The sequence below is a fragment of the Mesorhizobium sp. WSM4817 genome (genome assembly GCF_055811135.1).
In genome coordinates this window covers 40,856-53,308 of sequence record NZ_JBVVQQ010000010.1, presented here as the reverse complement: position 1 = coordinate 53,308, position 12,453 = coordinate 40,856, and the positions used below count along the sequence as shown (strand labels likewise).

15 protein-coding genes are annotated in these 12,453 nt (G+C 62.7%); 7 read left to right on the top strand and 8 right to left on the bottom strand.

The features are described 5' to 3' along the window. Positions 1–131 precede the first annotated feature (131 nt). Positions 132–776 carry a dihydrofolate reductase family protein gene (locus AC0L2K_RS15600; RefSeq protein WP_287237379.1) on the top strand — a complete coding sequence of 215 codons (645 nt, stop codon included), beginning with the start codon at positions 132–134 and terminating at the stop codon, positions 774–776. Positions 777–992: 216 nt separating this feature from the next. Here AC0L2K_RS15600 and ppk2 read toward each other — a convergent pair whose 3' ends face one another. Continuing rightward, the gene (gene ppk2 / locus AC0L2K_RS15595; RefSeq protein ID WP_287241815.1) at positions 993–1,913 is read right to left on the bottom strand and encodes a polyphosphate kinase 2; all 921 of its coding nucleotides are present in this window, start codon (positions 1,911–1,913) and stop codon (positions 993–995) included. Positions 1,914–2,168: 255 nt separating this feature from the next. Here ppk2 and AC0L2K_RS15590 point away from each other — a divergent pair, with 255 nt between their 5' ends. Beyond that, positions 2,169–3,212 carry an aldo/keto reductase gene (locus AC0L2K_RS15590; RefSeq protein ID WP_473531731.1) on the top strand — a complete coding sequence of 348 codons (1,044 nt, stop codon included), beginning with the start codon at positions 2,169–2,171 and terminating at the stop codon, positions 3,210–3,212. Between the two features lie 34 nt (positions 3,213–3,246). On the opposite strand, the gene AC0L2K_RS15585 is transcribed toward AC0L2K_RS15590, so the two are convergent. Next, positions 3,247–3,579, bottom strand: a complete 333-nt coding sequence (locus AC0L2K_RS15585) for a glycosyl transferase family 90 (protein ID WP_473531730.1) — start codon at positions 3,577–3,579, stop codon at positions 3,247–3,249. Continuing rightward, positions 3,515–4,216 (bottom strand): hypothetical protein, encoded by a 702-nt coding sequence (locus tag AC0L2K_RS15580; protein WP_473531729.1) that lies wholly within the window; start codon positions 4,214–4,216, stop codon positions 3,515–3,517. Before AC0L2K_RS15580 ends, AC0L2K_RS15585 begins: the two co-directional genes overlap by 65 nt. A 203-nt stretch (positions 4,217–4,419) precedes the next feature. On the opposite strand from AC0L2K_RS15580, the gene AC0L2K_RS15575 reads away from it, so the two are divergent. Beyond that, positions 4,420–4,578, top strand: a complete 159-nt coding sequence (locus AC0L2K_RS15575) for a hypothetical protein (RefSeq protein ID WP_023798419.1) — start codon at positions 4,420–4,422, stop codon at positions 4,576–4,578. A gap of 269 nt (positions 4,579–4,847) precedes the next feature. Here AC0L2K_RS15575 and AC0L2K_RS15570 read toward each other — a convergent pair whose 3' ends face one another. Beyond that, positions 4,848–5,105: a DUF982 domain-containing protein gene (locus tag AC0L2K_RS15570; protein WP_023798420.1), complete on the bottom strand. Its 258-nt coding sequence runs from the start codon at positions 5,103–5,105 to the stop codon at positions 4,848–4,850. Between the two features lie 148 nt (positions 5,106–5,253). On the opposite strand from AC0L2K_RS15570, the gene AC0L2K_RS15565 reads away from it, so the two are divergent. Both AC0L2K_RS15565 and AC0L2K_RS15560 read left to right on the top strand, forming a co-directional pair. Beyond that, a complete protein-coding gene (locus AC0L2K_RS15565) occupies positions 5,254–6,507 on the top strand; it encodes a multidrug efflux MFS transporter (protein ID WP_287241809.1) in 1,254 nt (417 codons plus the stop codon). 34 nt (positions 6,508–6,541) lie between these two features. Continuing rightward, positions 6,542–6,916 (top strand): DUF423 domain-containing protein, encoded by a 375-nt coding sequence (locus AC0L2K_RS15560; protein WP_287241808.1) that lies wholly within the window; start codon positions 6,542–6,544, stop codon positions 6,914–6,916. Positions 6,917–6,948: 32 nt separating this feature from the next. On the opposite strand, the gene AC0L2K_RS15555 is transcribed toward AC0L2K_RS15560, so the two are convergent. Next, positions 6,949–7,104, bottom strand: a complete 156-nt coding sequence (locus AC0L2K_RS15555; RefSeq protein ID WP_473523621.1) for a hypothetical protein — start codon at positions 7,102–7,104, stop codon at positions 6,949–6,951. 69 nt (positions 7,105–7,173) lie between these two features. Then, a complete protein-coding gene (locus AC0L2K_RS15550; RefSeq protein ID WP_287241803.1) occupies positions 7,174–7,317 on the bottom strand; it encodes a hypothetical protein in 144 nt (47 codons plus the stop codon). A gap of 121 nt (positions 7,318–7,438) precedes the next feature. Here AC0L2K_RS15550 and AC0L2K_RS15545 point away from each other — a divergent pair, with 121 nt between their 5' ends. Further along, positions 7,439–8,521 carry a LacI family DNA-binding transcriptional regulator gene (locus AC0L2K_RS15545; RefSeq protein ID WP_287241801.1) on the top strand — a complete coding sequence of 361 codons (1,083 nt, stop codon included), beginning with the start codon at positions 7,439–7,441 and terminating at the stop codon, positions 8,519–8,521. A 318-nt stretch (positions 8,522–8,839) separates the two neighbouring features. Here the strand turns inward: AC0L2K_RS15545 and AC0L2K_RS15540 are convergent, their stop codons facing one another. Continuing rightward, positions 8,840–10,054, bottom strand: coding sequence for an OpgC family protein (locus AC0L2K_RS15540; RefSeq protein WP_473531728.1), 1,215 nt, complete (start codon positions 10,052–10,054; stop codon positions 8,840–8,842). 203 nt (positions 10,055–10,257) lie between these two features. On the opposite strand from AC0L2K_RS15540, the gene AC0L2K_RS15535 reads away from it, so the two are divergent. Beyond that, positions 10,258–10,929, top strand: a complete 672-nt coding sequence (locus tag AC0L2K_RS15535; RefSeq protein WP_473531727.1) for an alpha/beta hydrolase — start codon at positions 10,258–10,260, stop codon at positions 10,927–10,929. A 13-nt stretch (positions 10,930–10,942) separates the two neighbouring features. On the opposite strand, the gene sthA is transcribed toward AC0L2K_RS15535, so the two are convergent. After that, entirely contained in the window at positions 10,943–12,331 is a 1,389-nt protein-coding gene (gene sthA / locus AC0L2K_RS15530; RefSeq protein ID WP_091591857.1) for a Si-specific NAD(P)(+) transhydrogenase, read from the bottom strand. Between the last annotated feature and the right edge of the window lie 122 nt (positions 12,332–12,453).

The window sequence follows — 12,453 nt, the reverse complement described above, 5'->3', positions numbered from 1 at the left end:
TCGAAGCTTCTTTTACTGAATCCCTAGCGGCCGCCGGCCACCTCCACTCCTAAAATACCGCTTGCAAAATGCAATCAGTCTGGCTAATAACAACTGCTTGCATTTCACAACTGGATTAGAGGGAGGTCCTCATGTCAAAGCTTCGCGTCAACGCTTTCACCGTATCTATCGACGGCTTCGGCGCCGGTCCCGACCAGGACCTGAAAGAGCCGCTGGGCGTCGGCGGGGAAGCCCTGCACACATGGATGTTCGGCACCCGAAGCTTCCGCAACATGTCCGGCGAAGAGGACGGGACCACGGATACCGACGACGCGTTCGTAACGCGCAGCTTCGAAAACATCGGCGCGTGGATCATGGGCCGCAACATGTTCGGACCGATCCGCGGCGCTTGGCCCGATGACACCTGGAAGGGCTGGTGGGGAGACAATCCGCCCTACCATGTGCCGGTTTTCGTACTCACCCACCATCCGCGGGAACCTATCGTCATGGAGGGCGGCACGACTTTCCATTTCGTGACCAACGGCATTCACTCGGCGCTGGAAAAGGCAAAAGCCGCGGCTGACGGCAAGGATGTCCGGCTCGGCGGCGGCGTCGCCACGATCCGGCAATATCTGAGGGAAAAGCTCATCGACGACATGCATCTGGCGATATCGCCGATGCTGCTCGGCTCAGGCGAGAACCTTTTTGCCGGCATTGACATGGTCAAACTCGGCTACCGCTGCAGCGAGCAGGTGGGCACGCCGAATGCCATGCATGTCACCATCGAGCGGGCGTGAGCCTGGTTAAGTTCCCCTTCTCCCCTTGTGGGAGAAGGTGGCCGAGCGAAGCTCGGTCGGATGAGGGGTGTTCCAGCTTGGCGCAGACCTACGTTCAAATCGGGCGCACAGCGCCAGGATCACCAGCGCCTCATTTCTTCCAACACCCCTCTTCCGTCTCGGCGCTGCGCGCCGATCCACCTTCTCCCACAAGGGGAGAAGGAAGAGGCGCGCTCCTCAATACTTCTCCGGAACATACAGCTCGCGCGGCAGCACCTGGCGCTCGTATTCTGGATTGAAGACGCGATCGGGCAGCGTGATCTCTTCGTGCGGCACTTCCTCATAAGGCATCTGCTTGAGGAGATGATCGATGCAATTCAGCCGCGCCCGCTTCTTGTCGTTGCCCTCGACGATGAACCAGGGGGCTTCGGGAATGTTGGTGCGGGCGAAGGTCTCTTCCTTGGCCTTGGTATACTGTTCCCAGCGCACGCGCGACTGCAGGTCCATCGGCGACAGCTTCCACTGCTTCATCGGATCATGGATGCGCATCTGAAAGCGCATCTGCTGCTCCTCGTCGGTGATGGAGAACCAGTATTTGACCACGGTGATGCCGGAGCGGACCAGCATGCGCTCGAACTCCGGCACGTCGCGAAAAAACTCCTCGACCTGGTCCGGCTCGGCGAAGCCCATCACACGTTCGACGCCGGACCGGTTATACCAGGAGCGGTCGAACAGCACGATCTCGCCGCCTGCCGGCAGATGCGGCACGTAGCGCTGAAAATACCATTGCGATTTCTCGCGCTCGGTCGGCGCCGGAAGTGCGACGACGCGGCAGATGCGCGGATTGAGCCGCTGGGTGATGCGCTTGATGACGCCCCCCTTGCCGGCCGAATCGCGGCCCTCGAAAACCACCACCAGCTTCTTCCTGGTGTAAGCCACCCAGGACTGCAGCTTGATCAATTCGGATTGCAGCGTGATCAGGTCGCGAAAATATTGCAGGCGATCCATCGAGGGCGGATGCGCGTTCTTGTAGATCTTGGCGATTTCCAGCGACAGCGCCGGTTCCGACATCTCCAGCTCGTAGTCCTCGTCGAGCGTGTCGGCGAGTTCCGCTTCCAGCCAGTCCCTGGCGGGAGAATTCTGTTTTGCTTCGGTCATTTATGCTGCTCCGCGTGCACGCCCGCGTCGGCCTCGGCCTGCCGGCCGAGATCGGACACCTTGAGCCGACTTGCATATAGGCCGGCAATGACGGTTTTATTGCAGCCGGCCCGCACGCCGGTCGCCCAACTCCGCGAGATGGGATCGATCAGCCTCCTGGCACACACGACAAGCGGCTCGAATTGTCCTACAAATGCCAGGTTTCCCCGAGCAACCTTCAAAACACTCTTTTCAACGCAATCGCGAGGATCTGACATGGAATACCGCACACTCGGCCGTTCCGGGCTGAAGGTTTCGACGCTGACCATGGGCACCATGACTTTTGGCGGCGCTGGCGCATTTTCGGCGGTCGGCAAGACCGATCTCGACGAGGCACGCCGGATGATCGACCTCTGCATCGATGTCGGCATCAATCTCATCGACACCGCCAATGTCTATTCGAACGGGCTTTCGGAAGAGATCATCGGCGAAGCGCTCGGCGGCAAACGCAAGGGCGATGTGCTGATCGCCTCCAAGGCGCGCATGCGGATCGGCGACGGTCCCAACGATGAGGGCCTGTCGCGCTATCATCTGATCCGAGAGTGCGAGAAGAGCCTGAAGCGCCTCAGGACCGACGTCATCGACATCTATTTCCTGCACGAATGGGACGGCACGACGCCGCTCGAAGAGACCATCGCCGCGCTCGACACGCTCGTCAGCCAGGGCAAGATCCGCTATGTCGGCTGCTCCAACTATTCCGGCTGGCAAGTGATGAAGGCGCTGGGGATCAGCGACCGCCAGCACCAGCCGCGCTTCGTCACCCAGCAAATCCACTACACGCTGGAAGCGCGCGAAGCCGAATATGAACTGCTGCCGATCTCGGTCGACCAGGGGCTTGGCGTGCTGGTATGGAGCCCGCTCGCCGGTGGACTGCTGTCCGGCAAATACCACCGCGACCAGGCCACCGCCCGCCAGATCAGCGGCTGGACCGAACCGCCGATCCGCGACGAGGACCGGCTGTGGCGGATCGTCGACGTGCTTGCCCATATCGGCGAGAACCATGGCGTTTCGGCGGCGCAGGTGGCGCTTGCCTGGCTGCTCGGCCGGCCCGCAGTCAGTTCGCTGGTGATCGGCGGACGGACCGAAGCGCAGTTCAAGGACAATATCGCCGCAGCCAGCCTGGTGCTGACCAGCGATGAGCGCGCACGCCTCGACGCTGTGAGCCGCCCGCCGGTTCTCTATCCCTATTGGCACCAGCAATTCACGGCAAAAGACCGGTTTGGTCCGGCCGATCTGGTTCTTGACCGGGAAGACATCTGACAACGATCCGGATCAGCTCGAAGTCGCCGCGGGCTTAGCCTGAAATAAAACGCCAGACATCGGGATCAGGCTCGATCTGGCCGCTGAGCACGAAATATTTGTAGAGCACGAGCAAGCAGATCGCCTGCTCGGCCCGCTCGTCGGCGAACTTGCGGCAATAGGCGTTGGCGGCGGCAACGATGCGTTCGGCCTCAGTCGGATGCCGTTCGAGATATTGCACCCGCTCGGCAAGATCCGTGAAATCGGGTTCGAGCGGCACATAGTGAACACCAGCCACGAGTTCGCTTTCGGCGAACCATGTCTCATATGTCGGTGGCATCAGGCACAGCGAATTCGAACTCATGACCCATTTCAAGTTGGTCGCCACATCGTTGCCTTCGAGCGAAATGATGTAGCGACAGCGCCGCTGCTGGGTCGATGCTCAGATAAGACTTGCGATATTCCGGCGCTGCCGTCGGTTTGGGCGTTCCGACATCGCAAAAGGGCAGATCGCGCGCAACCTCCAGAAGCAAGGTCCTTATCGGGTTGTTGAGCTCGCCGCGCCACACCGCAACCGGAAGCTTGTCCGCGAAGGCTACATCGTCGGCGGGCATGTGGAAGTGGCGGAACTTGTTGAGCTTGAACAGCACCCCGTTGCTGTTGTCGCCGGCGATCGGCCGATCCTTGACGATCGACGGCATCGCAGGCACGTCGACGACGTCGCCGAATTCGAGATCGATGCGCAAATCGGGATCGAAGTAGCGGGTAAATTCCTTCAGATCGTAGTAATACATGCTCCGGCCTCTCGGTAGCCGGCTGACCGGCACGGCCCCGCCGCTCGGCGCGAAAGCGTCCTGCAATCTGTTGTAGCAGTTGAGACGCGCGCGGACCGATCCGTCCGAAAGCCTGGCCTGATCGAGCAACCCGGCGAGCCTGCGGCGGAACAGCGCCTGCGGTGCGATATCGCGCACGGCATTGCGCGCATAGTAGAATAGCTTCTGTGCGTTTCTTTGAAGGGTGGCCATCGGTCACTTGGTGAAAAATCGGCTTGTGATTTGCCCCCCGGTCCCTCCTACACCATTGTGCCGGCTATCTTGCAAGCCACGGAACCGTGTTCAGCCGGCCTGCCTGGCTGTCCATGGAGCCGATCGCTCTTTGCGGTGTTGTGTTTGTAGCCCAATGCTCCTAGGCAGGGCTAAGAACCTTTGGGATTGTGAAAGGAAGAGATATGGCGCGAGCACCGAATTACGGCCAGGAACGCAAGGAACGCGACCGGCAGAAGGCTGCCAAGAAGGCGGAAAAGCAAGCGGCCAAGGTTGCAGCCAAGGAACGTTCGAAGCCGGAAGACGAGACCACGTCCGAGACCGAAACGGAAACCGCAGAGTAAACTGCAGGGCAATCGCTTCATAGTGACGGCGAGAAGGGAACTGGCCGTAACTTTGGCGCGCTTTCTGCAACGCCGGAGATTGGCGAAACCCTTGGTGCAGGCCGCTTTCTCCCGTCCGGTGAGAAATGCCCGGTCCACCCTCCGCAGCTGCAGCGCAGCTGCTGCGGAGGACGGGCAGGGCAAGAGGGGCAGCGCAAGCTGAAGCGATTGCCCCTTAGTAAAAGCGCACCCGGCCCGCGAGGCGGATCAGATCAGATTTCGCTGCGTCTTCAGACCGGCGCCTTGTCGCTGACGAAAACGTTCACTTCGCGGGCGGCGGCGATGAAGGCACGCCTTGCGATCATTGCCGGTTTGTCGCCGGCCAGCGCATCATGGCAGGCCTGCAGCGCTTCGCGATGCTTGGGACTGCGCTTGCCGGGCCAGTTGTTGAGGAGGTAGTCGGAAGCCTCGCGGGCCGTGCGCAAGAGCTGAGTGGTTCCCGCCGCGCCCTTGACGGTCACGGGTGTTTCAAATCGGTTGTTTTCCATCGCCGCTCTTACGCCATCGCCGCTCGCGAAGCGAGCGCGAAAGTGGTTGCCACCGCAATCACGCCGCGAAGCTGCTAATCCCCTGGCAGGCAGGCCGCGCCAGTTCTTGTGCAATGATGCCGTCGAGAGGCTGCCGGACAGGACAGACATGCCGCAAGACCCTGCCACCCAAGGCGCCCACAATATCCATTGGCGCCGCAATCTCGCCGTGTGCTTTGCCGGCTCGTTCAGCACGCTTGTCGCCATGACTCTGCTGTTGCCCTTCCTGCCGCTTTACGTCGAGCAGCTGGGCGCCGAGGGCCACGCGGCTGTTGTGCAGTGGTCCGGCATCGCCTATGGCGCGACCTTCTTCGCCGCCGCGCTGGTCGCGCCGCTGTGGGGACGGCTTGGCGACCGCTACGGCCGCAAGCTGATGCTGGTGCGCGCCAGTTTCGGCATGGCCGTCTGCATGTCGCTCACCGGCATGGTGGAGACAGTCTGGCAATTGGTGCTGCTACGCCTGCTGATCGGTTTCGCCGGTGGCTATTCCTCGGGCTCGACCATTCTCGTCGCCATGCAGACGCCGAAGGAGCGGTCGGGCTGGGCGCTCGGAGTGCTGTCGGCCGGCATCACCGGCGGCGCTCTCGTCGGTCCCCTGCTCGGCGGCGCGCTGCCGCCTTTGATCGGCATCCGCGCCACCTTCCTGCTCGCCGGCGGCGTCATTTTCCTGGCGTTCCTGGCAACGACCTTTCTCATCAAGGAGAACCCTCGCCCGGAAACCGACAAATCGGCATCGACCGAGAAGCCGAAAGGCGGCTGGTCGCAAATCCCGGACAAGCGCCCGGTCGTCGCAATGCTGGTGACCGGCATGCTGCTGAGCTTCGCCACCATGTCGATCGAGCCGATCATCGCGGTCTATGTGCAGCAGATCATCGAGGACCAAAGCCGGGTCACGCTGATGTCCGGCGTGGTCATGTCGGCGGCGGCACTTGGCGCCATCCTGTCGGCCTCGCGTCTCGGCAAGCTCGCCGACCGCGTCGGCCATTGGAACGTCATCGTTGCGGCGCTGGCCGTTTCGGCGCTGCTGCTGATCCCGCAGGCTTTCGTCACCCAGGGCTGGCAGCTCGTCGGCCTGCGTTTCCTGATGGGACTGGCGCTTGGCGGCCTCCTGCCCTGCATCACCAGCGTCATCCGCCATAATGTCCCGGACGGCGTCGGCGGCAATGTGCTCGGTCTGTCGATCTCGGCGCAGTATGTCGGACAGGTTGCCGGGCCGCTGCTCGGCGGCTTCGTCGGCGGTCATTTCGGCATGCGCGCGGTGTTTCTCGGCACATCCGTGCTGATGGCGGGCGGAGCGGCGTATAATTGGCTGGTCCAGTCGCGCCGCGCACGCGACATGCTGGTGCAGGCGGGCAAATCCTGACACGGTTTGCGGGCCACTTCACGGAGTCCAAGACATGAGCACAGCCGACCACCCAGCAAGCGGCATCGGCCGCATCCTCGTTTTCGTCGGCGGTCTGTGCGGCGCGGCCGGTGTGGCGCTTTTTGCCGCGGCGGCACATCTGGGCGGCGCTTTCGTCGGCACGGTCGCGTCGTTCCTGCTCATGCATGCACCGGTCTTCCTGGCCGTCGGCCTCGTCGGCGCAAACCGGATCATGCGTACCGCAAGCCTTATTCTTCTCGTCGGGCTTGTCTTGTTCTGCGGCGACCTGCTCGCCCGCGACTTCCTCGGCTCGCGGCTTTTTTCGATGTCGGCGCCGATCGGCGGCACCTTGCTCATTGCCGGTTGGCTGGCGGTTGCGGCCTCGGCGCTGGTGCGCCCGCGCTCCTGAGGCAGCCGGATTCGGTTTCCGCCAAACGACGGTCAGTCAGACGATGGCCACTCTTGCCGGCGCTCGGGCAGGTCGCGATTGCGCGCCGCCGGCTTGGCCAGGCGCCGCCGCTCCGGCCTGTCGATGGCCGGCGAGATGCCCCAATAATTGCGATAGATCTCTTCGAACAGGTGATTGATCGGGTGCATGGCTTGGTTTCCTCTTCGATTTTTAGAATTGAATCGATCCAATCGACAGGCATAAAAAAGCGCTGCCGATCAGCTCCGCTTGCGCTCCACGAGAAAACGCAGATCGCGGATCCACGGGCCGGCGCTGCCGCGACGCGTCCGGGTCACCGCCTTCGAAATCATGCTCCAGTCGTTGCGATAGGTGTCTTCGAACAGGTAATTGACGGGGTGCATGGCTCACTCCTTGCTGACAACTCAATTGGATCGATTCAAAACTAGGTCTGGATTACGCCGATGTCAAGCAAAATTTGAATCGATCCAACAAAGGTGCTAGATGGCAGGCTGGAGCAGAAAAATGGCATCATCCAGCGAAAGCAATACCAGACCCATCCGGCTGGCCGACATCGCCAAGGCCGCCGGGGTTTCGCACGGCACCGCCTCCAACGTCTTCAGCCGTCCCGAGATCGTGCGCGAGGAAGTCCGCGAACGGGTCAAGGCGGCGGCCGAGGCGATGGGCTATGCCGGTCCCGACCCCAAGGGCCGGCTGCTGCGCGCCGGCAAGGTCAACGCGATCGGCGTCGCCACGACCGAGCCGCTGTCCTATTTCTTCGATGATCCCTTTGCCCGCGCGATGATGGCCGGCATTTCCGACGCCTGTGACGCCACCGGCGCGGGAATAGCGCTGGTATCGGCCGGCAACCAGGAAAAACTTGCCTGGAACATCCAGAGCGCGCTGGTCGACGGCTTCATCCTGTTCTGCATCGAGGGCGGTTCACGGCTTGTCGAACTGACGCGCGAACGCAAACTCCCCTTTGTCGCGCTTGAGCTCGGCTTCGACGACGACACTGTTTCGGCAATCGGCGTCGACAATGTCGCCGGCGCCCGCCTGGCGGCGCAGCATCTCGCCGAGCTTGGCCATCGGCGCTTTGCCGTGCTGGCGCTGCCTTTCGCCGACGGCAGTACCGGCCTTGTCTCGCCGGAGAAGGTCCGGACGGCCCTTTACACCGGCACGCGCGATCGCCTCGTCGGCTATTTCGAGGCGTTTTCCCGATATGGTGTCGATACCGCCGGGATGCCGGTATACGAGACCGAAAACGACGAAGCCAGCACAAGGGCCGGCCTCGAAACGATCTTCGCCTCGGCAGCGCAACCGACCGCCCTCCTGGCGATGTCGGACCGGATCGCCATGGTCGCGATCGAATGGTTGGCCGCGCGTGGCATTGCGGTTCCCGGCGACGTCTCCGTCGTCGGCTTCGACGGCGTGCCTGACGCCGCACTTTGCGATCCTCCGCTGACCACGGTCGCGCAGCCAATCGCCGAGATCGGCCGCCGGGCAGCGCGAACGATCCTCGATTTCGACGGCACGGTGCGGCGCGAGACGCTTGGCGTCGAGCTTGTCGTCAGGGCATCTTCGGGACCGCCGCCCAAGGCAGCCTGAGCCCGGTCGTCAAATTAATTTAATACGTGGCGCGGTTTCCTGCGCCTGGCCAGTGTTCTTGCCCCGCCCGCAGGGAGCGCGAGGTGACCCCCGCGTGTACAAGCCTCGGTCAGGGCCCGGACCTTTGGGCTCGTCACCCACAGCCAGCGCGACCGTAGCGCGACCGATCCGGCACCGCTGCCTCCCCGCCCTTTTTGTCCCGGTTACTATCCGGACTAGGGCGGGATGCATTCGAATTGAACTTGGGATCCCGCTCTATCTATTTGTTTTAGCCGCATTTCTGTGACGCCAAGTGATTCTACTCGGCTGCAAAAATCTCTAGGGGTTGATAGTTGCCATGCCGCCCACGCCGAAGGACGCATGGATCGGCGGCGCCTGGCTGCGGACCGGCTTGCTGTTGCCGCCAATAGAAGACAGCCATTCGAGATAATAGGCGAGCGCGAACTGCATGGCGATGCCGGCGGCGATCAGCAGGCTGTCATAGGCAAATCCGCCCGGGTTGATCAGCTTCATCACCTGCGCCGCCATGGCGATCAGCGTGCCGGCGATGAAAACCGGCAGCGATCGCTTGCCCAATATGGCGAGCGGATGATCGCGGCTGGTGCGGAACAGGTTGGAGACAGAAGGAAACGCCACGATCAGATAGCTCACCGCCAGGATGTGCAGCAGCCTGGGCAGCGACAGGAAGGTCTTGTCGAAGCCGGTCAGCACCACGGGCAGGTTCAGCCACGACACGTGCCCCCATAGCGGGCTGTGCACCCAGACCAACGCCGTCGCGACATAGGCTGCCGACGCGCCGACCAGCCAGCGATTGACCGGAATGACGCCGCCGCGCCTAATGTGCAGCATGCTCGCCAGGCCGATGTTGAAGAGGAACTGCCACGACAGCGGATTGAGGAACCAGAAGCCGGGCTCAGGGTAATTCGGCGGGGCGATCCGGTAGATCCCGGCAACCAGCCACAGAGTTCCGGACAGGGCGAGCGCCGTGAAAGGCCGGTAGCTGATGAACAGCAGGAGGGTTGGCGCCATCAGCAGCAGCACCGCATAGACCGGCAGGATGTTGTTGTAGCCAAGTTGATGGCCAAGCGTGACGATGCCGATCAGCACATGTTGCGGGTCCCTGATCAACGGCTCGATGTTGATCAGGGTCAGCATGTCCGGCCGCTTCGCGAACATCGCCGCCGCGCAGAAGATGGCCAGCACCGCCATCGTCGTGACGATGTGGGCGACATAGAGCACTCCGGCGCGGCGCCACAATTTCAGTGTCGCCAGGAGCCGGTCTCCGGACTGGAATTTTGCGCCGTAGGCGAGCGCGACGGACATGCCGGAGATCAGCACGAAGGCCTCGGCGGCATCCGAAAAGCCGAAATTCTTGTAGGTCAGGGTTTCGAAAACCGTGCCCGGGACATGATCGACGAATATGATCAGCAGAGCGAGAGCGCGGAACACATCAATGCGCGTATCGCGTTCCGCGGCACGCGTGCCGCGCTCCGGGATACGCGTGCCGCGATCCGGTGAAATTGGCATGGTCATTGATAAAAGGCCTCAAAGCTGATTGTTCATGCCGCGATCGATGCGACCGCCGGACGCACCGCTTCGATTCCTCCCGCAGGAGCATATCGGCAAACAAACGGACTGAAATGCGCCCGGTTCAATCAACTTTGAAGGAGCCCGAAAATATTCCGTTTTGAAGCCGGCAAATGAATAAAAACCACACGAAATCAAAAGGATGCAATATGGCCGAAAAACCTCCGGAAGACGGCTTTTTGCGGCGCGAGCTGCCGTTTTTCTACCGCCTTTACCGGCCCGTGGATGCGAACGGCGAATGCCTTTTCCTGCTGCACGGGTCCGGCGTCGACGAGACGACGCTGGTGGCGCTGGCGCGGCAAATCGCACCGCGCGCCGTGCTGGTGGCGGTGCGCGGCCGTATCGCCCAGGAGGACGGTTTCCGCTGGTTCGCGCGGATCACGCCGACGCGCTTCGAACAGGAGAGCATCCGCACCGAGGCGGACGCTTTCGCCGGCTTCATCACCGCGGCCGCGAAGCGCCACGGTCTCGATCTCGCCCGGACGAGTTTCCTCGGCTATTCAAACGGCGCCAATCTGGTTTCGAGCGTGATGCTGCTGCATTCCGGCCGCATCGAACGGGCAGCGTTGCTGCGCCCGATGCCGGTGCTCGACGACGTGCCCCCGGCCGATCTGTCCAAAGCGCGCGTGCTGATCATCGCCGGCGCAGATGACCTGACCTACGCGCCCTTCGCCCCGGCGTTGGTCGCATTGCTCGAATTGCATGGCGCCGCGGTCGAGGCCCACACCATCGCCTCCGGCCATGAAATCGGCGACCGGGATGCTGAAATCGTCGGGCAGTGGCTGGCAGGCCCGGCAGCCGCGATCGCGCAGGCGAATTGATGAGCCCGTCGCCCTATGCCCGCCCCATCCGGTTCCAGGCATCCAGCCCGGCGATCTTGTAGGCTTCGGCCAGCGTCGGATAGTTGAAGGTGTTGTTGACGAAAAAATCGACGGTGCCACCGAGATTGATCACCGCTTGGCCGATGTGGATCAGTTCGGTTGCGCCCTCGCCGACGATATGCGCGCCGAGCAGCCGGCGCGTTTCGATCGAGAACAGAAGCTTCAGGAAGCCGGTGTTGACGCCCATAATATGGCCGCGCGAGGTTTCGCGGAAGCGCGCCACGCCGACCTCATAGGCGCCGCCGCCCTCGCGCACCTGCTCCTCGGACTGGCCGACGGTCGAGATTTCCGGCACGGCGTAGATGCCGTAGGGAAAGGTTTCCGGCGGCGGTGGCAACGGCACGCCGAAGGCATGGCAGGCGGCCACCCTGCCCTGCTCCATCGAGGTCGAGGCGAGGCTCGGAAAGCCGATGACGTCACCGGCGGCATAGATGTTCGGCGCACTGGTCCGGAAGCTCTGCGGGTCGACCTTGATGCGGCCCCGGGAGTCGGCCTCGATGCCGACCACATCGAGGCCGAGCGCGCCGACATTGCCAGTGCGCCCCGCCGCATAAAGCACCATCTCCGAGCGTATGCTGCGGCCGTCGGCAAGCGTCACCTCGGCATAGTCTGGTTTCGAGGCGATCTCCTTGATCGCACTGCCGAGCCGGATCGTCATGCCGCGGTCGCGCATCTGATGGATGAAATCGTCGACGATCTCACGGTCGACGAAATCGAGGATGCTGTCGCGCGGCTCGACCAGCGTCACCGGCACGTCGAGCGCCGAAAAGATCGTCGCGTATTCGACGCCGATGACGCCGGCGCCGATCACCGTCAGCGTCCGCGGCAGGCGCTCGAGTTCCAGCATTTCGTCGCTGTCGAAGACACGGATCTTGTCGAAGGGCACGTCGCGCGGCCGGTGCGGGCGGGTGCCGACCGCGATCAGCGCATGCGCAAAACCGACCTCGCTGTAGTCGCCGGTATCCGTCGTCAGGCTGGCTCTGTTGGGACCGAGAAACTTGACTGTGGCGCGCGCGCTCTTGACCGTGTTGCGCATGAACTGGTGCTGCAGCACCTCGACCTCGTGATCGAGCGTTTTGTGCAGGCGTTCGATCAGATCACCGACCGATATATCCTGCTTGACCCGGTAGCCGCGCCCGTAGAAGCCGCGCTCGCGCCAGCCCGAGAGGTTGAGCACGGTTTCCCGCAAGGTCTTCGACGGAATGGTGCCGGTATGCACGGACACGCCGCCAAGGCGCCGGCCCCTGTCGGCCACCAGCACGGATTTGCCGAGCTTGGCCGACTGCACCGCGGCGCGGCGCCCTGAGGGCCCGCTGCCGATGACCAGCATGTCGTAGTCCATATTGGCCCTGTCCCTCGCCCCTTGGGCGCATTTGCCGTGTTTGTTGCGCTGCAGCAAACTAACGTCATCCGTGCTGCAAATTCAACCGATCCAGTCTACATTCGGCGTTGCCCGGTAGCAGG